Annotated in this window: 22 protein-coding genes; 16 read left to right on the top strand and 6 right to left on the bottom strand. The window is 65.8% G+C overall.

Annotated elements, in window-relative coordinates; all coding sequences use genetic code 11:
• Window positions 1-20: 20 nt before the first annotated feature.
• Window positions 21-320, bottom strand: coding sequence for a putative quinol monooxygenase (locus tag ACR65J_RS06505; RefSeq protein WP_440167150.1), 300 nt, complete (start codon window positions 318-320; stop codon window positions 21-23).
• A gap of 403 nt (window positions 321-723) precedes the next feature.
• Between ACR65J_RS06505 and ACR65J_RS06500 the strand changes: the two genes are divergently transcribed.
• Complete coding sequence (locus ACR65J_RS06500) at window positions 724-1,167, top strand: hypothetical protein (protein WP_440167149.1); 444 nt, start codon at window positions 724-726, stop codon at window positions 1,165-1,167.
• 132 nt (window positions 1,168-1,299) lie between these two features.
• Here ACR65J_RS06500 and ACR65J_RS06495 read toward each other — a convergent pair whose 3' ends face one another.
• A complete protein-coding gene (locus ACR65J_RS06495; RefSeq protein ID WP_440167147.1) occupies window positions 1,300-2,322 on the bottom strand; it encodes an Lrp/AsnC family transcriptional regulator in 1,023 nt (340 codons plus the stop codon).
• A gap of 136 nt (window positions 2,323-2,458) precedes the next feature.
• Between ACR65J_RS06495 and ACR65J_RS06490 the strand changes: the two genes are divergently transcribed.
• Window positions 2,459-3,676 (top strand): M20 metallopeptidase family protein, encoded by a 1,218-nt coding sequence (locus ACR65J_RS06490; RefSeq protein WP_440167146.1) that lies wholly within the window; start codon window positions 2,459-2,461, stop codon window positions 3,674-3,676.
• A gap of 70 nt (window positions 3,677-3,746) precedes the next feature.
• Entirely contained in the window at window positions 3,747-5,036 is a 1,290-nt protein-coding gene (locus ACR65J_RS06485; RefSeq protein WP_440167145.1) for an MFS transporter, read from the top strand.
• A gap of 71 nt (window positions 5,037-5,107) precedes the next feature.
• Here the strand turns inward: ACR65J_RS06485 and ACR65J_RS06480 are convergent, their stop codons facing one another.
• Window positions 5,108-5,851, bottom strand: a complete 744-nt coding sequence (locus ACR65J_RS06480; RefSeq protein ID WP_440167143.1) for an MBL fold metallo-hydrolase — start codon at window positions 5,849-5,851, stop codon at window positions 5,108-5,110.
• Window positions 5,852-5,953: 102 nt separating this feature from the next.
• Window positions 5,954-6,763, bottom strand: coding sequence for a hypothetical protein (locus ACR65J_RS06475; protein WP_440167142.1), 810 nt, complete (start codon window positions 6,761-6,763; stop codon window positions 5,954-5,956).
• 193 nt (window positions 6,764-6,956) lie between these two features.
• On the opposite strand from ACR65J_RS06475, the gene ACR65J_RS06470 reads away from it, so the two are divergent.
• The 7 genes from ACR65J_RS06470 to bcp all read left to right on the top strand — a co-directional run bounded on the left by ACR65J_RS06470 (window position 6,957) and on the right by bcp (window position 14,433).
• Window positions 6,957-7,757, top strand: a complete 801-nt coding sequence (locus ACR65J_RS06470) for a hydroxypyruvate isomerase family protein (protein WP_440167140.1) — start codon at window positions 6,957-6,959, stop codon at window positions 7,755-7,757.
• A gap of 71 nt (window positions 7,758-7,828) precedes the next feature.
• The gene (locus tag ACR65J_RS06465; protein WP_440167139.1) at window positions 7,829-8,746 is read left to right on the top strand and encodes a 2-hydroxy-3-oxopropionate reductase; all 918 of its coding nucleotides are present in this window, start codon (window positions 7,829-7,831) and stop codon (window positions 8,744-8,746) included.
• A 143-nt stretch (window positions 8,747-8,889) separates the two neighbouring features.
• A complete protein-coding gene (gene gcl / locus ACR65J_RS06460) occupies window positions 8,890-10,680 on the top strand; it encodes a glyoxylate carboligase (protein ID WP_440167137.1) in 1,791 nt (596 codons plus the stop codon).
• Between the two features lie 2 nt (window positions 10,681-10,682).
• Window positions 10,683-11,876 (top strand): glycerate kinase, encoded by a 1,194-nt coding sequence (locus tag ACR65J_RS06455; protein ID WP_440167135.1) that lies wholly within the window; start codon window positions 10,683-10,685, stop codon window positions 11,874-11,876.
• Window positions 11,869-13,212, top strand: coding sequence for an allantoinase AllB (allB, locus tag ACR65J_RS06450; RefSeq protein WP_440167134.1), 1,344 nt, complete (start codon window positions 11,869-11,871; stop codon window positions 13,210-13,212). Before ACR65J_RS06455 ends, allB begins: the two co-directional genes overlap by 8 nt.
• Window positions 13,213-13,221: 9 nt before the next feature.
• Complete coding sequence (locus ACR65J_RS06445) at window positions 13,222-13,872, top strand: winged helix-turn-helix transcriptional regulator (protein ID WP_440167133.1); 651 nt, start codon at window positions 13,222-13,224, stop codon at window positions 13,870-13,872.
• Window positions 13,873-13,953: 81 nt separating this feature from the next.
• On the top strand, window positions 13,954-14,433 hold the full coding sequence (gene bcp / locus ACR65J_RS06440; protein WP_440167131.1) for a thioredoxin-dependent thiol peroxidase: 480 nt from the start codon (window positions 13,954-13,956) through the stop codon (window positions 14,431-14,433).
• A 66-nt stretch (window positions 14,434-14,499) separates the two neighbouring features.
• On the opposite strand, the gene ACR65J_RS06435 is transcribed toward bcp, so the two are convergent.
• Entirely contained in the window at window positions 14,500-15,888 is a 1,389-nt protein-coding gene (locus ACR65J_RS06435; RefSeq protein ID WP_440167129.1) for an MFS transporter, read from the bottom strand.
• A 91-nt stretch (window positions 15,889-15,979) separates the two neighbouring features.
• On the opposite strand from ACR65J_RS06435, the gene ACR65J_RS06430 reads away from it, so the two are divergent.
• Window positions 15,980-16,357 (top strand): hypothetical protein, encoded by a 378-nt coding sequence (locus ACR65J_RS06430; RefSeq protein WP_440167126.1) that lies wholly within the window; start codon window positions 15,980-15,982, stop codon window positions 16,355-16,357.
• Window positions 16,358-16,383: 26 nt separating this feature from the next.
• Complete coding sequence (locus ACR65J_RS06425) at window positions 16,384-16,956, top strand: GNAT family N-acetyltransferase (protein ID WP_440167124.1); 573 nt, start codon at window positions 16,384-16,386, stop codon at window positions 16,954-16,956.
• 216 nt (window positions 16,957-17,172) lie between these two features.
• Here the strand turns inward: ACR65J_RS06425 and ACR65J_RS06420 are convergent, their stop codons facing one another.
• The gene (locus tag ACR65J_RS06420) at window positions 17,173-17,454 is read right to left on the bottom strand and encodes a hypothetical protein (RefSeq protein WP_440167122.1); all 282 of its coding nucleotides are present in this window, start codon (window positions 17,452-17,454) and stop codon (window positions 17,173-17,175) included.
• Between the two features lie 325 nt (window positions 17,455-17,779).
• Between ACR65J_RS06420 and uraD the strand changes: the two genes are divergently transcribed.
• The 4 genes from uraD (at window position 17,780) to ACR65J_RS06400 (ending at window position 21,703) form a co-directional block, all read left to right on the top strand.
• Window positions 17,780-18,277 carry a 2-oxo-4-hydroxy-4-carboxy-5-ureidoimidazoline decarboxylase gene (uraD, locus tag ACR65J_RS06415; protein WP_440167118.1) on the top strand — a complete coding sequence of 166 codons (498 nt, stop codon included), beginning with the start codon at window positions 17,780-17,782 and terminating at the stop codon, window positions 18,275-18,277.
• A complete protein-coding gene (gene uraH, locus ACR65J_RS06410; protein ID WP_214943066.1) occupies window positions 18,274-18,612 on the top strand; it encodes a hydroxyisourate hydrolase in 339 nt (112 codons plus the stop codon). The genes uraD and uraH overlap by 4 nt, the downstream gene beginning before the upstream one ends.
• Before the next feature lie 82 nt (window positions 18,613-18,694).
• A complete protein-coding gene (locus tag ACR65J_RS06405) occupies window positions 18,695-19,504 on the top strand; it encodes an IclR family transcriptional regulator (protein ID WP_440167116.1) in 810 nt (269 codons plus the stop codon).
• A gap of 264 nt (window positions 19,505-19,768) precedes the next feature.
• A complete protein-coding gene (locus tag ACR65J_RS06400; protein ID WP_440167113.1) occupies window positions 19,769-21,703 on the top strand; it encodes a BCCT family transporter in 1,935 nt (644 codons plus the stop codon).
• The last annotated feature ends 58 nt before the right edge of the window (window positions 21,704-21,761 follow it).

Genomic DNA, 21,761 nt, shown 5'->3' with positions numbered 1-21,761 from the left:
CCGTCCCCTCTGCCCGCAGCTCACCGCAGCGGCGACCCCAGCACCGTGAACCGGTGGCCTCCCATTTCACCGGACAGCAGCGGCATCGCCTCGGCGATCGCGGCCCGCGTGCTGTCCAACTGCAGGGACGCCTGGTGGGCTTCAGCGGATTCCCATAGTTCCGAGACGAAAACGGTATCCGGCATGTCGGCGTTGACTCCCACCTCATACAGCAGGCACCCGGTTTCCTTCATCCCTGGTTTCGGCCGGAGCAGGATAGCCACCAGGGCGTCGCGCTGGCCGGGCTTGGTTCCGAGCATTCCCACATTCGCAAAGGTCATAGGGACAGTTTGCAGTGTGCGGCGGAGGCCGGAAAGGAGTAAAGCCGACCAGCGCCGGCGCAACGCTCGCCCAACTGCGCAGCTCACCCAACTGCACAGCTCAGGCCAAGTCCTGAATAAAGCTGGTAACTAGGGTGCTGTTCCCCCTAGCGCGCCCGCACGCAGCGGAGGATATTTTTAATACCGGATTCCAGTGAACGGAAGGATCCGGAGTCCACGCCACCCGCACTGCGGGGCGTGCTGTTTGAAATGGGACGGGCAGGCTGCTGCCACCACAATGGTTACTAAAACATGCTCAATTTTGGCGGCTTAGGGCTGCCCGCAAAGGTAAATCGCATCCTTTGAGGAGCAACAGGAAATGTCCAACACTCGAATTAAGAGGCCAACCGGGGCAAGGTTGGTCATGGTTCCGGTCCTTTCGCTGGGTCTGTTCGGGGGTTTACTGGCGATGGCTGCACCGGCCAACGCGGAAACAAGCCGCAACGGCTGTACCGTCGATCCCAAGGACCCGAAGGATCTCCGCGGCAACAAGGTCGATTTCAGGATCAAGGTGGATTGCGACGGCGGGAAGACCGTCCAGATCCGCCAACTGCGCTATGAAGACGACCGCGGTCCACGCCGCAGCGACGACTTCCTCGGCAGAACTGTGTTCACTGAGCAGTTTGATCGCCACGACGGCGCAAGGACCATTTCCAGCATTGACCATGTGCCCAACCTTGACCGCAGGGGTGCAGAAGAGGTCTACCACCTCGTCTCATTCCGAGTTGAGAACCACAACGGACACTGGTCCGACTGGACCGCATGGGAGAAGAGCGCCGTAGTGGAAGTGCACAGCGGCGGGAAGTGAGCCTCTTCCTCCCTTTAGCGGGGAGCCAAGGGCGCAGGCCTCTGGCTCCCCACTCTGGCCCTTCCCGAGCCGACAACGTACGACCCCAAACAATCACCACACCCCGTGGCGGCCCACCATCGTCCACCACGCTCAGTCTGCGGCGCCCAAGGTTCCTGCATGCACGACGGCGCCACTCGCCGTCGTATCTTCCTTCAACATCCAGCCCACCCGCTTGACCGTCCGCAGCATCACCGCGCTCTCGACAATTTCGATGCCGGGCACCTTTTGCTGCAGCGCCAGCTCGGCGGACATGACGTCCGCCAGCGTGTGCAGCCACATGATGATCACGAAGTTGGTAGGTCCGGTGGTGGAGGCGCTCAGCCGCACGTTGCTGATAGCGCGGATCTCTGCGGCAGCTGCCTCGTGCTGGCCCGCCGGGACGTTCACGAACCATTGGCAGGTCACCGGAAACGAGGAATAGCGCTGGGCGATTTCGCAGCGGAAGGACAGGATGCCGCTGGCCAGCACACGGTTCAGCTGGCGCTGCACGGTGGCGGGATGGCGGCCAAGGGCGCGGGCAATCCCGGCTGCTGTGGCACGGCCATCCCTCGCCAGGAACGGCAGCAGGTCAAGATGGCTCTGCGGAAGCTGTCCGGCCACCTGCGCTGCCTCCGGGCCTGTCGACGGTACCAGCGTCCGCAGCGTGGCCAGCTGCGAACGGCTGAGGACATTCAGCCGCCAGTCGTCGCCACTGCTGTGCAGCCGGGTGCACAGGGCCACCTGGTATTTGGTCAGCCCGTCAATGGTTTTCAGGCGTGAAACCACCCGCTCGCTGAATTCCTCGAGCGAGCGGGTAATGACCGTCAGCATCAGGTCCCGGTTGCTCGCCGCTTCCTCCACGGTAACGATCTCCGGCACAGCGGCCAATTGCGCCGTGACGCTGTCCCGCCGGTTCATCTCGCAGTCGACGGCCACGTAGGCGAGGAGCATCTGCCTGGGGTCGCCCGCCAGGTGCGCGGTCACCCACGCGGCGCCGTGCGAGGCCAGCCGGTCCCAGCGGGCCGCGAGGCTGGTCGCGTGCACGTCCAATACTTTGGCGGCATCAGCCCAGCCAAGCCTCGGCGAGGCCTGCAGGACCTGAATCAGGGCAAGATCATCCTCGCTGAGCTCCATCAACGCCTCCCTTCGTAATGCATGAATCGTGCCGTCTTCGGGCAGTTACAGGATAATTCCAGCCCTTTTCACGAATGTGAACCGCGCCACTTCAGAATAGTCCCCAAGCCCTGATGCCCATGACAAGGAGTGACACGTGCCCATTACCGAGGACGCCAAGGACCTGCAGGATGATTTGGTCCGCCTGCGCCATGACCTCCACCGGCAGCCTGAGATCGGCCTCCACCTCCCGCGGACCCAGGATAAGGTCCTTGAGGCGCTGGACGGACTCCCCTTCGAGATCACCCTGGGCAAAGAGACGACGTCGGTCACCGCGGTCCTGCGTGGCGGCCACCGGAATGCCGGCCAGCGCCCCGCCGTCCTGCTCCGCGCCGACATGGATGGGTTGCCCGTCCAGGAGAAGACGGGTGTCCATTTCACGTCGCAGGCTGACGGCGCCATGCACGCCTGCGGCCACGACCTGCACACGTCCATGCTCGCCGGAGCTGCCACCCTCCTGGCTGAGAAGAGGCACCAACTCCAGGGCGACGTCGTCCTTATGTTCCAGCCTGGCGAGGAGGGCTGTGATGGTGCCAGTTACATGCTCCGGGAAGGCGTCCTGGACGCCGCCGGCCCGCGTGTCCAGGCAGCCTATGGCATGCACGTGTTCTCCTCACTGGAGCCGCACGGCACCTTCTGCACCAAGCCCGGCGTCATGCTCAGCGCCTCGGACGGGCTGGAAGTCACCGTGCTCGGCGCCGGCGGCCATGGTTCGGCACCGCACTCCGCGAAGGATCCCGTCACTGTGGCCGCAGAGATGGTGACGGCCCTGCAGGTGATGGTCACCCGGCAGTTCAACATGTTCGATCCCGTGGTCCTGTCGGTGGGCGTGCTGCACGCCGGGACCAAGCGGAACATCATCCCGGAGTCGGCCCGCATCGAGGCAACCATCCGGACGTTTTCCGAAGCGTCACGCCTGAAGATGATGGAGGCCGTGCCCCGCCTGCTCAAGGGGATCGCTGCCGCGCACGGCGTGGAGGTCGACGTGGACTACCTGCAGGAGTACCCCCTCACCATCACCAGCGAGGATGAAACACATACCGCGGAGAAAGTGATCACCGAGCTTTTCGGCGAGCGCCGCCTCTCGCGCTGGGCCACCCCGCTCAGCGGCTCCGAGGACTTCTCCCGTGTACTGGCCGAGGTGCCCGGCACTTTCGTGGGGCTCAGCGCCGTCGCACCCGGCGCCGACCACGCCGACTCGCCGTTCAACCACTCGCCGTACGCAACATTCGACGACGCCGTGTTGGCGGACGGGGCCGCACTCTACGCGGAACTGGCCATCTCGCGGCTGGCCGCGCTGTCACGGGCCGTCTAAGGGCCCCTCTCCCCTAACCGGCAGCAGCGCCGCTGCCCTTCCCACAGACCAACCGACCAGGAAGAAATCCATGTCCGTTGCAGTAAGCAAGCCCCACACTGGACGCATGTCCACGGCCAAGACCATCATCGGCACCGGCATCGGCAACGCCGTTGAGTGGTACGACTGGGCCATCTACGCCACGTTCACCCCCTTCATCGCCAGCCAGCTGTTCAGCAAGGCGGACCCGGCGTCGGCGGTGCTGTCCACCTTGGCGATCTTCGCCGTCGGCTTCGTGGCGCGGCCCTTCGGCGGCTTCCTCTTCGGCTGGATCGGCGACAGGGTGGGCCGGAAGACGTCGATGACCTTCGCCGTCGGCCTTGCCTCGCTGGGCAGCCTGATGATCGGCATCGCCCCCACGTTCGCCAGCGTCGGCGCGTTCGCGTCCCTGATGCTGTTGGTGGCCCGGCTGGTGCAGGGGCTGGCGCATGGCGGCGAGCTGCCGTCGTCGCAAACGTACCTCTCCGAGATGGCACCCAAGGAGCACCGCGGCTTCTGGGCCACCTTGATCTACACCTCTGGCACCGTGGGCATCCTGTTCGGCACGCTGCTGGGCGCCGTCCTGAACATGGCGCTGAGCACGGAGGCGATGAACGCGTGGGGCTGGCGCATCCCGTTCCTGATCGGGGCAGCCATGGGCCTGTACGCGCTGATCATGCGCTCGCGCCTGCATGAAACCGAGGCGTTCCAGGACGAGGCCGTCACCGCCAAGCGGGCCCCGATCTGGCCACAGATCGTCCAGTACCGCAAGCAGGCCATGCAGGTGATCGGGCTGACCGTGGGCCTGACCGTGATCTACTACATCTGGGGTGTGGTGGCACCAAGCTACGCCACCACCGCCCTGAAGATCGACCGCGGCGAGGCGCTGTGGGCAGGCGTGATCGCGAACATCGTCTTCATCGCTGCACTGCCGGTCTGGGGCAAGCTGTCCGACCGGATCGGCCGCAAGAAGGTGCTCTGGGCCGGTGCCATCGGTTCGGCAGTGCTGCACTTCCCCATGACCTGGCTGCTGAAGGACTCCGCCTGGCAACTGGCCGTCAGCATGTCCGTGATGCTGGTCTTCGTGGCCGCGAGCGCCGCCATCGTGCCGGCTGTGTATGCCGAACTGTTCCCCACCTCGATCCGCACCGTCGGCGTGGGCGTCCCCTACTCCATCTGCGTGGCCGTGTTCGGCGGCACCGCCCCCTACCTGCAGCAGTGGCTGGGCTCTTCCCTCGGGGCGCCGCAGGTCTTCAACGTGTACGCAGTGCTGCTGCTGGTGGTCAGCGCGGCGTTCGTGTTCACGATTCCCGAGACGAAGGGCAAGGACCTGACCCACTAGTCTTTCCCGCTGACAAGAGGTCCCCGGCGCACTGCTGAACTGCTGCGCCGGGGACCTCTGTTGTACGAAACTTAGTGCGCGCCGATCCGCCGGGCTTCGCGGACCGCTGCTTCCGATCCCTTCTTCCAGGGTTTGCCATGGCCTGGCAACAGGATGGTGGCCCCCGTCGCGGCGATAGCGTCCAACGATGCGAGCGCCTGTCCTGTGTCCTTGGTGGCGGCGGACGCCACGATCTGCGGGCCCGCCTTCCCGGTGTAGGGGTCCAGCGTCACCAGGGCGTCGCCGGTCAGGAGGACACCGCGGCCCGGCAGGTGCAGGATGCAGTGCCCGTCCGTGTGGCCGGGAGTATGGACGACGTCGGGACGGCCGGTCAGTGCGTCCGCCACTCCGGTGCCCAGCGGCTGCGTGTCGGCGATGCCTTTCACGGCCAGCGCACCTGCCGCTGCCATGCTGCCGAGCCGCGGCAGGGACCTGGGGTGGGTCACGGGGTAGAGGAAGCGGTTGCGCTGGGGCTTGTAGCGGTAGGGGTGTGCCGCCAGCCGGGCGTCCCCGGCGTGGACCAGCACGGGGATTCCCCATTGCCGGCGGGCGCGCAGTGCGAAGCCGACATGGTCGAAATGGCCGTGGGTGAGGACCAGCGCTTTGACGTCCTGGGGGCGCCGGTTCCGTTCCTCCAGGAGCTGCGTCAGCATCAGCCACATGCTGGGCAGACCTGCGTCCACCAGGGTCACCCCATGGTCGTCCTCGATCACGTAGCAGTTGACGTTCGCGTGGGTTATGAGGTGGACGCCATCTGCGACGTTGGGAACGATCATGCCGGAACTCCAATCGGATGGGCAAAGGACTTTCGTTGCTGCACGAAAGGAAGGTACCCAGCAACGGCAGGCCTGAAGCTCCGGCCGGTTACCTAACCATCCCTAGGCAGCAGTGGGAAGCACCAGCAGGTAGCCGGCGGCCAGTCCGCTGCTCCACCGCCGCGGTTCGCGGACCACGAACTGTGTGGCCAACTGCTCCGGCGCGAGCAGCGCATTCGGTGCCGGCGACGGGCCCCACTGGCCACTGCCGTAGGGGTAGAGCGGGTCGAGGACATGGATGCCGGTGACTGAAAAATCCGGGAACTGGTGCGGATCGCCCACCGACTCGAATCCGCTCATCACCCAGGCGTGGCGGCCACTCCACATCACCAGGCCCACCGGCCTGCCCGTCTCCGCAATGGCACGGGCCGCCGTCCGCAGTGCTTCTTCATAACCCGGGACGCTGACCACCTGGTACGGCCCCATTCCCGCCTCCGTCAGCGCCTGCGCCCACCCGAAGGGATTTGCGCCGTTGAAGGAGTCGGACGATCGCGCCCTCGCCATCTCCCACAGTTCGTTCTGCTGCGCGCGGTCAGCCCAGGTGCCACCGCCGGTGTCGTCAATCAGGTTGTGTGCCATCTGGATGCTCGCCGCCACGCACCAGTCGAAGGTGTACTGCGGAACAAAGTCCCCCTCCCGGTACAGATTGAGGGCGAAAGGCTGGGGTACCGGAGCAGGAGCTGCAGCGGTTGTGGGGGCCGGCGCCTGGACAGGAACAGGTGCCGGCGAGGCCGTTGCCGTTGCGGTGGCGGCGGGTGAAGCGGCCGGAGGCTCAATAACAGCCTGCCCGGGGCCTGCCGCGGGCGTACAACCGGCAACGAATCCGGCCAAGGCAACGAGCCAGGCCAGAAGCCGGAGGCGGGCAGCGGTCATGATCGCTCCAGTCCATTCATGTTGAGCGGGCGTACCTGCTACCAGTCTCCTGCCCGGGCCTCCCCTTGACTACCCCACCCCACCTTCCCTACACTTTTCATAAAGCAGAATCTAAATTCCACAAAGCGGAAAAAGACGCAAGCCGCCCGCCAAGGGAAGATAGATCAAAGCCCCTCCCCCGGAAGGACCTACGATGACGTACACAGTGAACTGCTCCATCCTCCTCACGGAGCTGCCCCTGCTCGAGCGCCCCGCCGCCGCCAAGGCAGCAGGCTTCGACGCCGTCGAGTTCTGGTGGCCCTTCGAAACCTCAGTCCCGGCGGACAGCGAAATCACCACGTTCGAGAACGCCATCACGGAAGCAGGCGTCCAGCTCACGGGCCTGAACTTCAACGCCGGCAACATGCCCGGCGGCGACCGCGGCCTGGTCTCCTGGAAGGGACGCTGCTCCGAGTTCAAGGACAACATCGACGTCGTGGCCGGCATCGGCGGGCGCCTGGGTTGCAAGGCCTTCAACGCCCTCTATGGCAACCGGCAGGACGACTTCACCCCGGAAGAGCAGGACGAGCTGGCCATCAAGAACCTGGCGGCAGCGGCCGAAGGCGTGGCGCGCATCGGCGGCACCGTTCTCCTGGAGCCGGTGAGCGGCGCACCCAAGTACCCACTCCTGACCGCCAATGACGCCCTCCAGGCCATCGCCCGCGTCAAGGAGGAAGCCGGCGTCGGCAACATCAAACTCCTCGCCGACTTCTACCACCTGGCAGTCAACGGCGACGACGTCCAGGCTGTCATCGAAAACCATGCCAAGGACTTCGGCCACATCCAGATCGCCGACAACCCCGGCCGCGGCGCCCCCGGTACCGGCACCCTCCCGCTGGGCGAATGGATCGCCCGCAGCCGCGAACTCGGCTACGAAGGCTATATCGGCCTCGAGTACAAGGAACCGGGGGAAACGGCCTTCAGCTGGGCCATCCGCGAGCACGCCGCCAAATAATCCCCACCCGCCCAACTGGCTCGCAGTTGTTGTCGTTTTGAGCCCTCAAAACGACAACAAATGCGAGTGAGTTGGGGAACCACGCACAGACTTTCAGGAAGAGAACCATCATGAGCAACGTTGCAGTCATCGGACTCGGAATCATGGGCCTGCCCATGGCCATCAACCTGGTCAAGGCCGGCCACAACGTCACCGGCTTCAACCGCAGCCAGGACAAGATCGACAAGCTGGTCTCCGAAGGCGGCAAGGGCGCCTCCAGCATCGCGGACGCCGTCAAGGATGCCGACGTCGTCATCACCATGGTGCCGGACTCCCCCGACGTCGAGGGCGTTGTCAGCGGCAAGGACGGCGTCTTCGCCAACGCCAAAAAGGGCGCCCTGTGGATCGATGCCTCGAGCATCCGCCCCGACGTCGCGGTCCGCCTCTCGGAAGAAGCCCGTGAAGCCGGCATCCGCCCCCTCGACGCCCCGGTCTCCGGCGGCGAACAGGGCGCCATCGACGCCGTCCTGTCCATCATGGTGGGCGGCGACAAGCAGGACTTCGACGACGCCCAGGACGTCCTGAACGCCGTCGGCAAGACCATCGTCCACGTCGGCCCGTCCGGCTCCGGCCAGACCGTCAAGGCTGCCAACCAGCTGATCGTGGCCGTCAACATCGAGGTCCTCGGCGAAGCCATCGCGTTCCTTGAGGCCTACGGCGTGGACACCGACGCCGCCCTCAAGGTCCTCGGTGGCGGCCTGGCCGGCTCCAAGGTCCTGGACCAGAAGGGCCAGAAGATGCTGGACCGCAACTTCGACCCCGGCTTCCGGCTCGCCCTCCACCACAAGGACCTGGGCATTGTCACCGCCGCCGCCCGCGAAGCCAACGTCGCCATCCCCCTCGGCGCCGTCGCCGCCCAGCTCGTCGCCGCCACCGTCAACCAGGGCGACGGCGCACTGGACCACTCCGGACTCTTCAAGCAGGTCCTGCAGCTCAGCGGCAGGAAGTAGCCACTCCCGGCGCAGCCGGGACAAAAGCGCGGACACAAGCACCTAAGCAGGGAGTCCGCCGTCGTGAATTACGACGGCGGTTCCCTCACTACACCCAAAAACACCCAGACTTCGCCCCGCAGGGGCAAAACAAGGAGCACCCCATGAGCAAGATGCGTACCGTTGATGCAGCGGTGGCCATCCTGGAAAAGGAAGGCGCCATCGAGGCGTTCGGCCTGCCAGGCGCGGCCATCAACCCCTTCTACTCCGCAATGCGCGCCCACGGCGGCATCCGCCACACTCTGGCCCGCCACGTTGAAGGCGCCAGCCATATGGCCGATGGCTTCAGCCGCGCCAAGGACGGCAACATCGGGATCTGCATCGGTACCTCCGGGCCCGCCGGCACGGACATGATCACCGGCCTGTACGCCGCCTGGGCCGATTCCATCCCCATGCTCTGCATCACCGGCCAAGCACCGGTAGCCAAGCTCCACAAGGAAGATTTCCAGGCCGTGGACATCGAGTCCATCGCCAAACCCGTCACCAAGATGGCCATGACCATCCTGGAGCCCGGCCAGGTTCCCGGCGCCTTCCAGAAGGCCTTCCAGCTGATGCGGTCCGGCCGCCCGGGCCCGGTGCTGCTGGACCTGCCCATCGACGTGCAGATGGCCGAGATCGAATTCGACATCGACACCTACGAGCCGCTGCCCGTTGAGAAGCCCAAGGCCTCCCGCAAGCAGCTGGAGAAGGCCCTCGACATGCTCCTCGCCGCCAAGCACCCGCTGATCGTGGCCGGCGGCGGCATCATCAACGCCGGCGCCTCCGCCCAGCTGGTGGAACTGGCCGAGACCCTCAACGTGCCGGTCATCCCCACCCTGATGGGCTGGGGCACCATCCCGGACGACCACCAGCTCATGGCCGGCATGGTGGGCCTGCAGACGTCCCACCGCTACGGCAACGAGAACTACCTGCAGTCCGACTTCGTGATCGGCATCGGCAACCGCTGGGCCAACCGCCACACCGGCGGCCTGGAAACCTACACGGCAGGCCGCAAGTTCGTGCACATCGACATCGAGCCCACGCAGATCGGCCGCGTGTTCTCGCCGGACCTGGGCATCGCGTCCGACGCCGGCGCGGCGCTGGCAGGGCTGGTTGAACTCGCCAAAGAGCGCAAGGCGGCCGGGTCCCTGCCGGACTACAGCGCCTGGGTTGCCGGATGCCAGGACCGCAAGGCATCCCTGCACCGCAAGACGCACTTCGAGAACATCCCCATCAAGCCGCAGCGCGTGTACGAGGAGATGAACAAGTCCTTCGGCCGCGACACCACCTACGTGTCCACCATCGGCCTGTCGCAGATCGCCGGCGCCCAGATGCTGCACGTGTTCGGCCCGCGAAAGTGGATCAACGCCGGCCAGGCAGGGCCGCTGGGCTGGACCGCCCCGGCCGCGCTCGGCGTCGCCCGTTCCAACCCGGACCAGACCGTGGTGGCCCTCTCCGGTGACTACGACTTCCAGTTCATGATCGAGGAACTGGCCGTGGGCGCGCAGTTCAACCTGCCGTACATCCACGTGGTGGTGAACAACTCCTACCTGGGCCTGATCCGCCAGTCCCAGCGCGGGTTCAACATGGAACAGAACGTGTCCCTGGCATTCGAAAACATCAACAGCTCTCACCTGTCCGAGGACACCCGCGGCTACGGCGTGGACCACCTGAAGGTGGCCGAAGGCCTGGGCTGCAAGGCCGTCCGCGTGGAGGACCCCAATGACCTCGCCGCCGCGTTCGACAAGGCCAAGGCCCTGATGGGCGAGTTCCAGGTTCCCGTGGTGGTGGAAGTGATCCTGGAAAAGGTCACCAACATCTCCATGGGTGTGGAAATCAACGCCGTGAACGAGTTCGAGGAACTGGCGGAATCCGCCGCCGACGCTCCCACTGCCATCCTGGCCCTGCAGGCCTAACCATGCGCGTGGTTATTGCCCCGGACAAGTTCAAGGGTTCGCTGTCGGCCCCGGAGGTGTGCAGGCACCTGGAAAAGGGCCTGCAGCGGGGTGCCGGCGGAAACCTGGATATTATCCGGATTCCGGTGGCCGACGGCGGCGAGGGCACCCTCGATGCTGCCGTCGGCTCCGGCTTCACCCGCCGCACGGCAACGGTCGCCGGGCCAACCGGACAGCCGGTGGAAGCGGACTTCGCCGTCCGGGGCCACGAAGCCGTGATCGAGATGGCGACGGCGTCCGGGCTCGCCCTGGTGCCAAGCGTCCAGACTGGCGGCCGTCCGGATTCGGCGGATGCCACCACGGCCACCAGCCTTGGCACGGGCCAGCTCATCCGGGCAGCGCTCGACGCCGGCTGCCGGAGGATCGTGCTCGGGGTGGGCGGCAGTGCCAATACCGACGGCGGCGCGGGGCTCCTTCAGGGCCTTGGCGCCAGGTTCCTGGACAGCAGGAACAACGAAATCGCACCGGGCGGGGCCGCCCTGGCAAACCTGCACAGCATCGACTTCACGGATTTCGAGCCCCGCCTGGTGGACACCCGCTTTGTGCTGGCATCCGACGTGGACAACCCGCTGCTGGGCGCCCAGGGCGCCCCGGCGGTGTTCGGGCCACAGAAGGGTGCCACACACCAAGACGTCGGCATGCTCGACGCCGCCCTGGCCAGGTTTGTCGAAGTCCTGGCCAGGGAAATCGGATTCCGCGCCGTCAAGGCCGCCGAAGCTCCCGGAGCCGGAGCAGCCGGCGGCGTGGGCTACGCCGCCATCGCCGTCCTGGCCGCAACGCGGCGGCCGGGCATCGACGTCGTTCTTGGATTCACGGGGCTGGCGGACCGGCTGGAGGGCGCCGACCTGGTGATCACGGGCGAAGGCAGCCTGGACGAACAAAGCCTGCTGGGCAAGACGCCGATGGGTGTTGCCCGCGCCGCGGCGGCGCAGGGCGTTCCCGTCGTCGCTGTCTGCGGCCGGACCACCCTGGACCCTGACCAGGCCGTGGCTGCCGGGTTCGAGGATATTTATCCTTTGACGTCGCTCGAAACCGATGTAAACAGGTGCATAGCAGAGGCAGGGCCGCTGCTGGAGCAGCTGGGCACCCAGATCAGTGCGGGGCTGGCGGCCAACAGGCCTGCCGCCGCAAGTACCAAGGAGGACCTCCGTGTCTGAAGAACGTTTTGACCTCGTCATCCGGGGCCGGCGCATCCTGACCACCGCCGGCATTGCACCCCGCGAGGTGGGCGTCCGCAACGGCAAGATCGTGGCTATCGAACCCCTCGGCAACGGTCTCGCCGGCGCCGAAGTCATCGACCTCGCGGACGATGAAACCCTGCTCCCGGGCCTGGTGGACACCCACGTCCATGTCAATGAGCCGGGCCGCACCGAGTGGGAGGGCTTCGCCTCCGCCACCCGCGCTGCCGCGGCCGGCGGCGTCACCACCATCATCGACATGCCGCTGAACTCCGTCCCGCCCACCACCACCGTTGAAAACCTCAAGCTCAAGCGCGAAGTGGCCGAGGACCAGGCGTTCATCGACGTCGGGTTCTGGGGCGGCGCCATCCCGGGCAACAAGGCAGACCTGCGTCCCCTGCACGACGAAGGCGTGTTCGGCTTCAAGTGCTTCCTCCTGCACTCCGGCGTGGACGAGTTCCCGCACCTGGACGCGGACGAGATGGAAGAGGACATGGCCGAACTGAAGTCCTTCGACTCGCTCATGATCGTCCACGCCGAGGACTCGCACGCCATCGACCGGGCACCCCACCCCGGCGGCGACCACTACCAAACCTTCCTGGCCTCCCGCCCCCGCGGCGCGGAGAACAAAGCCATCGCCGAGGTCATCGAACGGGCCCGCTGGACCGGCGCGCGTGCGCACATCCTGCACCTGTCGTCGTCGGACGCCCTGCCCATGATCGCCTCGGCAAAGCGCGACGGCGTGAAGCTCACCGTGGAAACGTGCCCGCACTACCTCACACTGATGGCGGAGGAAATCCCGGACGGCGCCACCGCCTACAAGTGCTGCCCGCCCATCCGCGAAGCCTCCAACCGGGAACTGCTGTGGCAGGGCCTGCAGGACGGCACCATCGACTGCATCGTCTCGGACCACTCCCCCTCCACGCTGGATCTGAAGGACCTCGAGAACGGCGACTTCGCCGTGGCCTGGGGCGGGGTCTCCTCGCTCCAGCTGGGCCTGTCCCTGATCTGGACCGAAGCCCGCCACCGCGGCATCCCGCTGGAACAGGTGGTGTCCTGGATGGCGGAACGGCCAGCCAACCTGGCCCGGCTCACCAACAAGGGCCAGCTGGCCCTGGGCTACGACGCCGACTTCGCCGTCTTCGCCCCGGACGAGGCGTTCGTGGTGGACGTATCCAAGCTCAAGCACAAGAACCCCATCACCCCGTACGACGGCAAGGCCCTGTCCGGCGTTGTCCGCAAGACCTTCCTCCGCGGCGCCGTAGTGGACGGCCAGACCCCCACGGGCAGGCTGATCCGCCGCGGCGGCGTATAAGGGCCCGCCATGGCAGTGGAAGCCCACTATCCGGGGGCGCGGCCAGGATTTGTTTCACACAAGGCCGCCGCCCGAGGCCTGGCCGTTTGGGTTGTTCCAGCCGAAGGAACCAGCCCCGAACTCCTGCGCCACGCCGCCCACATGGTCCTCCAACGGGCCCTCGAAACTGCTCCGGAGGCGGAAGTCCATTGGCCTGCCGCCGGAGCCCCCACGTCCGGGGTCTCCGCCAGCGCGGAAGGAGCCGCAGCCGACTCCTCTCGCGTTCCTTCCGCGGCGAAGAACCCCGGCGCAACCGCGGCCGACGGCGGCACACGCCTGCCGCCGTCGGCCGGCCCCGTCAGCCGGGTCGCCGTGGACCTCGCCGCCGACTCCGTCCTGCTGGACGGCAGGCCGGTGGCGCTGACCGGCGTCGAATACAAAGTGCTGCGCTACCTGGTGACGCACCTGTCCCGCACGGTAGGCCGCGAGGAACTGCAGGAGTTCCTGGAATCGCTGGCTTTCCCCGGCGCCACCGCCCGCTCCATCGACGTGTATGTGGGCAGGATCCGCAAGAAACTGGGCAATGCCCGCCATGCCGTGGCCACCGTCCGCGGCGGCGGCTACCAGTTTGTGCCGGGCCCGCACGCCGCCGTTCGGGGTCCTGCGGAATACTGCATATGACGCGCTGGTTTGTATGAGTAAGCGGCCACCCGCTTCACTGGATGTTTGGCCATCACTGACCGAGTCTTACAAAGGAACGCCATGAGCCCCACCCTGACCACCAAGCTTCAGCCCGGCACCCCGGCTCCTGAGTTCACCCTCCGGGACGCCCAGGGCCGCGAGACCTCTTTGGCCGATTACCGCGGCAAGAACGTCATTGTCTACTTCTACCCGAAGGCCGCAACCCCCGGCTGCACCACCGAAGCCTGCGACTTCCGCGACAGCCTGGCCTCCCTGCAGGGCAAGGGCTACGAGGTAGTGGGCGTCTCCCCCGACGCCCAGGAAGCCCTGGCCGGCTTCAGCGGCGACTTCTCGCTCACCTTCCCGCTGCTCTCCGACCCCGACCACGCGGTTGCCCTGGCCTACGGCGCCTGGGGCGAAAAGCTGGTCCACGGCGAAATCCACGAGGGCATTGTCCGCTCCACGGTTGTGGTGGACCCCGAAGGAAACGTCACCCTGGCCCAGTACCAGGTGCAGGCCGACGGCCACGTCGCACGCCTCAAGGAAGCCCTGGGACTCTAGACCCGCCATCACTTCCTGCAGCTTTTCCACGGACGCCCCGGCACATAATGCTGGGGCGTCCGGTGTTTAATTCGCAGGTTCTGCCGCCACCTGCGCATACGACGCAGAAACCCGGCGGTAGACCGGGGCCAGGAAGGCCAGCAGTGCCGCCGCGATCATGATGATCCCGGCCACCAGGAACACCAGGGCGATGCCGCGCGAGGTGCCCTCACCCAGCAGCGGTGCCAGGGCGGCGGCACCGTCCGCGGACCGCGTGTACGGAATGATCCAGAACTGGGCGATGGGGGCGATGACGAACGCCGTGACCGGTGCCGCCGCGGATTCGAAGGCCATGGCGAAGCCGAAGACGCGTCCCTGCCGCTCCAGCGGCACCACCCGCTGGATGACGGTCTGCTCTGCCGCTTCCACGAACGGGACCAGCACCAGGTAGAGCCAGATCCCCAGGATGTAGAGCCACGCCCACTCCCGCAGCGTGAAGACCGCGCCGAGCACCCCCATGGCTGCCACCGCGATCAGCAGGGTCCGCAAAGGGTTGGCGCCGAGCCCGAACTTGCCGATCAGGGCACCGCCGATGATGAACCCTGTGGATCCAACCGCAAAGACAGCACCCCACATCTCCACGGAGAACATCTCCAGCCCGTACGGATCCATCAGTGCCATGTAGACGCCGCCGATGAAGTTGTTGAACGTGGAAAACACGATCAGCGCGAACAACCCCGAGATGGCCAGCACGGCCGTAAATGAGCCCCGAAGGTCAAATCCCCCGTGCGCGTCCGATGCCGCCACGTGCAGCTCCTCCGGCATTCGAAGGGCGAGCAGGTGCGCCGCGGCCAACGCTGTGAGCACCAGCGCGACGGCGATGGTCCACCCCATGCCCAACAACCCGACTGACAGCCCGGACAGCAAAGAGGTGACGATGAACATCAGCCCCTGCACCATCCCCACCAGCCCGTTGGCATTGGCCCGCCGCTCCGGTTCGATGAGGATGGTCACCGTGGTGGACAGGGCGATGTTCCGCAGGTTCTCCACCACGGCGCCGACCAGGATGATCAGGGTGAAGATCCAGAACCACGGCTGCCCCAGGTCGAGAAGGGACGGGGCAGGGGTCAGCAGGAACATCACCCCGGACAGCACGAACATGACCAGGGTGAAGGCGGCGGCGAACCGCATCACGGCCAGCTTCCGGTAACGGTCAACGAAGGTGCCGAAGCTGATGCTGGACAGGGCAATCAGCAGCATGTAGGCGCCGCCCACCACCCCGGTGGCGATCACGTTGCGCGTCTCCAGGTACAGCCAGAACGTGAGCGCGAACCACAGGTAGCTGGTGGTGATGTTGGCCAGCGCGGTGTTGACCAGGATTCCGGCGAAAGTGCGGGAGCGTTCGGCCGGCGTTCGCACGGAGGCCGTGACGCTGTCCGGATCCGCGGCAGCACTGCCCGGTTCCTGCTGGGTCATGCGTCCCAGTGTAGTGAGGTGCTCCGGGGGCCGACAGGGTGGAAACTAGGCTGGTCAGGCAGGAAGGCTTAGCATCGGGAAAGGGACGACCATGGCCGACGGGATGGATGAGGAGATTCTGCACGCCGGGGCGGACCCCCGCCTCCTGTTGTTGTTGGCCTCGATCTTCAGGACTGGTCCGGACGCAACCGTGGAGCTCACCGTCGTGGTTGAGGGCGCAGTCATTTCCGGATCAGTCGTGTCCGAGCACGCGTGGATACGGCGGCAAAATGACCAGGTCCGGATCGGCAGCCCGGCCATCGCCGCCGCCTTGGACGCCTGGGAGCCGGCAGCGGAATGGCACCAGCCTTATCTCCATTTCCTGGGTCCCGAACTGGTTTCAGCGGGAGGCAGGGTGCCGTTGCAGGCCACCAGGGTTGACGTCCGCAAAGTTGCCGCGTGGAGCATCGGCCGGGTCCCGGGCGACTGACACAGACCGGCTACTAGGATCGGAGCATGGCCATTGAGGTGCGTCCGGCCACGGACTTCGAGGACGTCAAAACACTGGTGGGGCCCAAGCGGCCGGACGCCACCGTCTGCTGGTGCCTGAGCTATCGCATACCCTCGAAACAGAACGTGGCGCTGCGGGGCGAAGAGCGCGGGGAACTCGTCAGGCAGCTGGTCACCCAGGATCCGCCTCCAGGCGTTATGGCGTACGACGGCGGCGCACCAGTCGGGTGGGCCGCCGTCCACCCGCGTGCGGACACCAGTTTTGCCCGGAACCGGCGGATCCCCCACGTGGATGAGCAGGACGCCTGGTCGGTGTGGTGCCTTCGCGTCCGGCCCGGTCACCGGGGCAAGGGGATCTCGCACCACCTCCTGGCCGGCGCCGTCGCCATGGCCCGCTCCTATGGGGCGCCCGTGGTCGAGGGCTATCCCGTGGACAACGGCGGCCACAAGGTAGACCTCACCATGGCTTATGTGGGAACCCGCAAGCTTTTCGAGGATGCAGGCTTCACCAAGGCGGCGGACACAACCTCAGTGCTCAACGGCTTCCCCCGGGTGCTGATGCGGCTGCAGCTGGCATGACCGGGCAGCCCGGAACTACAGCCCACCGGTGACACCGCAGCTTTGGCGCTACTTCCGGCGCCAGTACTTGCCCCAATCGACTTCCATGGCCCACAACGCAAGCAGCATCGCGTCCATGGTCATGAGTCCCGCCATCAGGTACGACCAGCCCAGCAACAAACTCACAGCAATCTCCTGACTATCCCCCAGCCAATCGATTGCTGCTAAGTGTGGCACCTACAGGGCCGCTACGGAATGCCCTCCGCCCGCAGTCTTTAAAAGGGCCTCAAGCCTGTGGTGCGCCTCGGTCTCCAGCTTGAGCCGGTGGGTGAGCCTTTCCACCTGCCTGGACATGTCCTCCCCCACCTGCAGCCGGTCCCCGGGCCAACTCGAGACCTCCCTCGATTCGGACAGCGCATGCTCGAGTTCCCTGGCAGCGGACCGCACTTTCCGGGAGTGGAAGAGGACGCGAAGCAGCGCCCTGGCTTTGTCCATCCCGTTCCTCTTAACGTGTTCCATTGGCTTCCCCGCCTTCCGCAAGCCGTACAGCTTCCGTGCGGATCGTCGTCGTACCCTGTTACCTGGAAAGCTGCTGTGTTTCTTCGAGTGTGACCGGCCTTCCTCAACGTCACGGCAAGCAGATGCCAAGATTTACGCAAGATCTGCTGAGCCAAGTCGTTTGGCCGCTTGACAGTGCCGTCCCGCCTGCTCTTGAATATTACGTATGCTGAAATAACAGTTCCATGATGCGGAAGCCAGCGGTAGGTGCGCAGGCGCCGGGCACTCCGGCATCCGCATAGCCGTCACCATGGATGCCAGCATGACCTCAAGGATTACGACCAGCATGAAGCTTGCCGAATTCAACATCGTGGACCAGGCCGCAGCCCATGCCGCCCTCCGGCCGTGCATCGACATCAGCCGCTGGGTGGAGGCGGTGGCCGGGGCACGCCCGTTCTCCAGCCGGGACGAGCTCCTGGATTTCGCTGCGCAGGCAGCCAACCCCTTCACTCCCGGCGAGGTGGAAGCCGCCATGGCCCACCACCCCCGGATCGGGGAACGCCCGACGGCGGCCAGCACCGAGGCGTCCATGTCCCGTTCGGAGCAGGCCGGGGTGGACCCCGCGGACGCGGATGCCGCGGAGGCGCTGGCGCGCGGGAACCGGGATTACGAGGAGAAGTTCGGCCGCGTGTTCCTGATCCGGGCAGCCGGACGCAGCGCGCAGGACATCCTGGCGGCCCTGAACCAGCGGCTCTCCAACTCCCCTGAGCAAGAAGACAGGATCGTGGCCCAGCAGCTGCGCGAAATCGCCGTACTGCGGCTCGAAGGACTGATCAGCGAATGAGCGTCTCCCACGTGACAACCCACATCCTCGACACCGGTGCCGGACGCCCGGCGGCAGGGGTCGCCGTCGTCCTGTCACGGAACGACGCCGGCACCTGGCGTGAGCTGGCAACTTCCAGCACCGACGCCGACGGCCGGGCCAAGGACCTGGGGCCGGAACAGCTGGAACCCGGGCATTACAAACTGAACTTTGCCACCGGCGCCTACTATGCGGGCCTGCAGACGCAGACGTTTTTCCCGGAAGTGGACCTGGTTTTCGAGGTTACCGGGCCCGAGCACTACCACGTTCCGCTGCTCCTGAGCCCGTTCGCCTACTCCACCTACCGCGGCAGCTAGCAGGTCATCCCGGGCTTCCGCAGCTCCACCCCCGTGCCCTAATGTCACGGCCATCACAGTAACCGGCATAGGATCAGGAAGTATGGCTCCTAAAAATGAACCGGAAATCGATACCGAGGCCGAGGGCGGCCAGTCCGGCGGGGTCCAGTCCGTTGAGCGCGCGCTGACCGTCCTGGAGATCCTGGCACGGGAGGGACATGCGGGCGTGAGCGAAATAGCCGAGGAAATGGGGATCCACAAGTCCACCGTGTCCCGGCTGATGGGTTCGCTGGTCACCCGCGAGATGGTCCATCAGAACAGTGAACGGGGCAAGTACCAGCTCGGTTTTGGAATCCTGCGCCTGGCCAGCTCCATACCCGGCCGCCTGAGCCTGGTCCGCGAGGCAAGGCCCGTCCTGGAGAGCCTGGCGGAAGAGTTCAAGGAAACCGTTAACCTGGCTGTCCTGCGCTCCAACTACGCCGTGAATGTGGACCAGGCCATGGGCCCCTCCACCCTGGCCACCTACGACTGGGTAGGAAGCCTGACCCCGCTGCACGCTACCTCCAGCGGCAAGGTCCTCCTGGCGGCGCTGGAGGCGGACGACCGTGAGCGGATCCTGAAGGAGACGGGCCTGGCTGCCCGCACCGCCCGCACGATAACCTCCCGCAAGGAGCTGGACGCCCAGCTGCTCGAGGTAGCGGCCAAGGGGTACGCGGTGGTGCGGGAGGAGTTCGAGATCGGCCTTAATGCCGTGGCCGTGCCCGTCTTTAACCACCAGGGCGTCGTGATCGGTGCCCTCAGCATTTCCGGGCCGGCATTCCGGTTCGACCCCGAGAAGATCCCGGGCCTGCTGGAAACCCTCAAGGACGCCGGACTCAAGGTCAGCGCCAACATGGGTTACACACGGCGCTGATAGCCCCCCAGAGTCACTTGGGTTTGGACGACACATTGCGCGTCAAGAGGGTTCGCCGTGCATGCCGTCCTTGACTTTGAAAGTGACGTACAGCACTCTTGTTGCTTAGCGCGAACTCTGTTGATCTTTGCGGAACACCTCCCCCATAGGGCTTAAGGCCCTGACACCGCTGGCGCACGCCCAGGCGGCAATTCCTCCCCGGATTGCGCTGCCCGCAGCCAGCACTAAACGCAAGCCCATGGACTAGCCAAAGGATCCGCTTTCATGGCCATAAACAGTGATCTAAGTTCCGCCAAGCCAAAAGTGCCGCCTTCAGAGGACGTTCCCCCCGAGCCATTGGACACCTATCAAGAGGAAGGGACGACGACCCTTCCCACAGTCAACGAACACGAGCAGATCCTGGAGGAACTGCGGCAGAGCAACAGGGAGCAGGCCGTCTCCCAGCGCCGCAACCGGAAGCTGACGCTGGACAAGGCGACGTTCGGCATAACAGGTGCCATCGCGCTGGCGTTCGTGGCGTGGGGGTTCCTCGACAAGGACGGCCTGGCCACCACTTCAAAGGATGCCCTGGACTGGGTCATGGAGTACACAGGCTGGCTCTTCATGGTCCTCGCGTCCCTGTTCGTCGTCTTCGTCCTGTGGTTGGCCCTGGGCAAGTTCGGCAACATTCCGCTCGGCAAGGACGGCGAGAAACCCGAATTCCGCACGGTGTCATGGATCGCCATGATGTTCGCCGCCGGAATGGGCATCGGCCTGATGTTCTATGGAGTGGCCGAGCCGCTGTACCACTTCGTCTCTCCCCCGCCCGGAACCGTTGACGGCCGCACCCCCGCAGCCATCCAGACGGCCATGGCCACCTCGATCTTCCACTGGACCCTGCACCCCTGGGCCATGTACGCGGTGGTCGGCATAGCCATGGCCTACGGCACCTACCGGCTGGGCCGCAGGCAACTGATCTCCGCTGCCTTCACCTCGCTGTTCGGCATCAGGACCGTAGAGGGGCCGGTGGGCAAGGTCATCAACATCCTGGCCATCTTCGCCACACTCTTCGGCACCGCCGCGTCACTGGGCCTCGGCGCCCTTCAGATTGGCAGCGGCTTCACCTCCAATGGGTGGACAGGCGAGATCGGAACTCCCGTGCTCGTGGGCATCGTGGCGATCCTGACAGCGTGCTTCATCGCGTCCGCCGTGTCCGGCATCAGCCGCGGGATACAGTGGCTGTCCAACGTCAACATGGTACTTGCGGTGGTCCTCGCCGTCATCGTGTTCGTGGCCGGCCCCACCCTCTTCATCCTCAACCTCATCCCCTCGGCGGTCGGCGACTACCTGAGGGACCTCGCGGAAATGTCGTCCCGGACCGAAGCGGTGGGCGATGAAGCCCTGCGCACCTGGATGTCCGGCTGGACCATCTTCTACTGGGCCTGGTGGATTTCATGGACGCCCTTCGTGGGCATGTTCATCGCCCGGATCAGCCGCGGCCGGACCATCCGGCAGTTCGTCACGGGCGTCCTGCTGGTCCCCAGCATTGTCAGCGTGATCTGGTTCGGCATCTTTGGCGGTACAGCCTTCCACATCCAGCAGGAAGCGGACAAGGCCGGTACGCCCGGCCTGATGACCGTTACCGACGGCAAGGCGACCATCGATTTTGACGGCGCCCTGTTCAACCTGGTGAAGAACCTCCCCTTGCCCGGATGGATGATTGCCGCCGTGATCGTCCTGGCCATGGTCCTGGTGGCGATCTTCTTCATCACCGGCGCCGACTCCGCCTCCCTGATCATGGCGTCGCTGAGCTCCAACGGCAGCTCCGACCCCAGGCGTGCGCTGGTCATTTTCTGGGGTGCCCTTACCGGCGCCGTGGCCGCCGTCATGCTTTTGGCCGGCGGTGACAAGCCTTCTGAGGCGTTGTCGGGCCTGCAGCGGATCACCATCGTCGCGGCACTGCCCTTCGTCATCGTCATGCTGCTGCTCTGCTTCGCCCTCACCAAGGACCTGCGCAGGGACCCCCTTTCCCTGCGCCGCCGGTTGGCGGACTCCGTGGTGGAACGGGCTATCCGCACCGGGGTGGAGCAACACCGGGGTGTCCAGTTTGAGCTTGTAACAAAGCATGAATGTGCCGAAGGGTGCACCCAAGGCGCAAACTGCACCGGCGCAGGTACGGACGTGGAAGAGCCGGAGCCGGAAAGGGCCGCCATGCGGTAGCAAGGTGGAACGCCTGGAGCCCCGGCGCGCACAGCGCCGGGGCTCCATCGTTTATTGC

It is taken from the genome of Arthrobacter sp. SAFR-044 (genome assembly GCF_059414985.1).
Note: the sequence above shows the minus strand (reverse complement) of the source record. Positions and strands in the feature narration are given on the sequence as shown.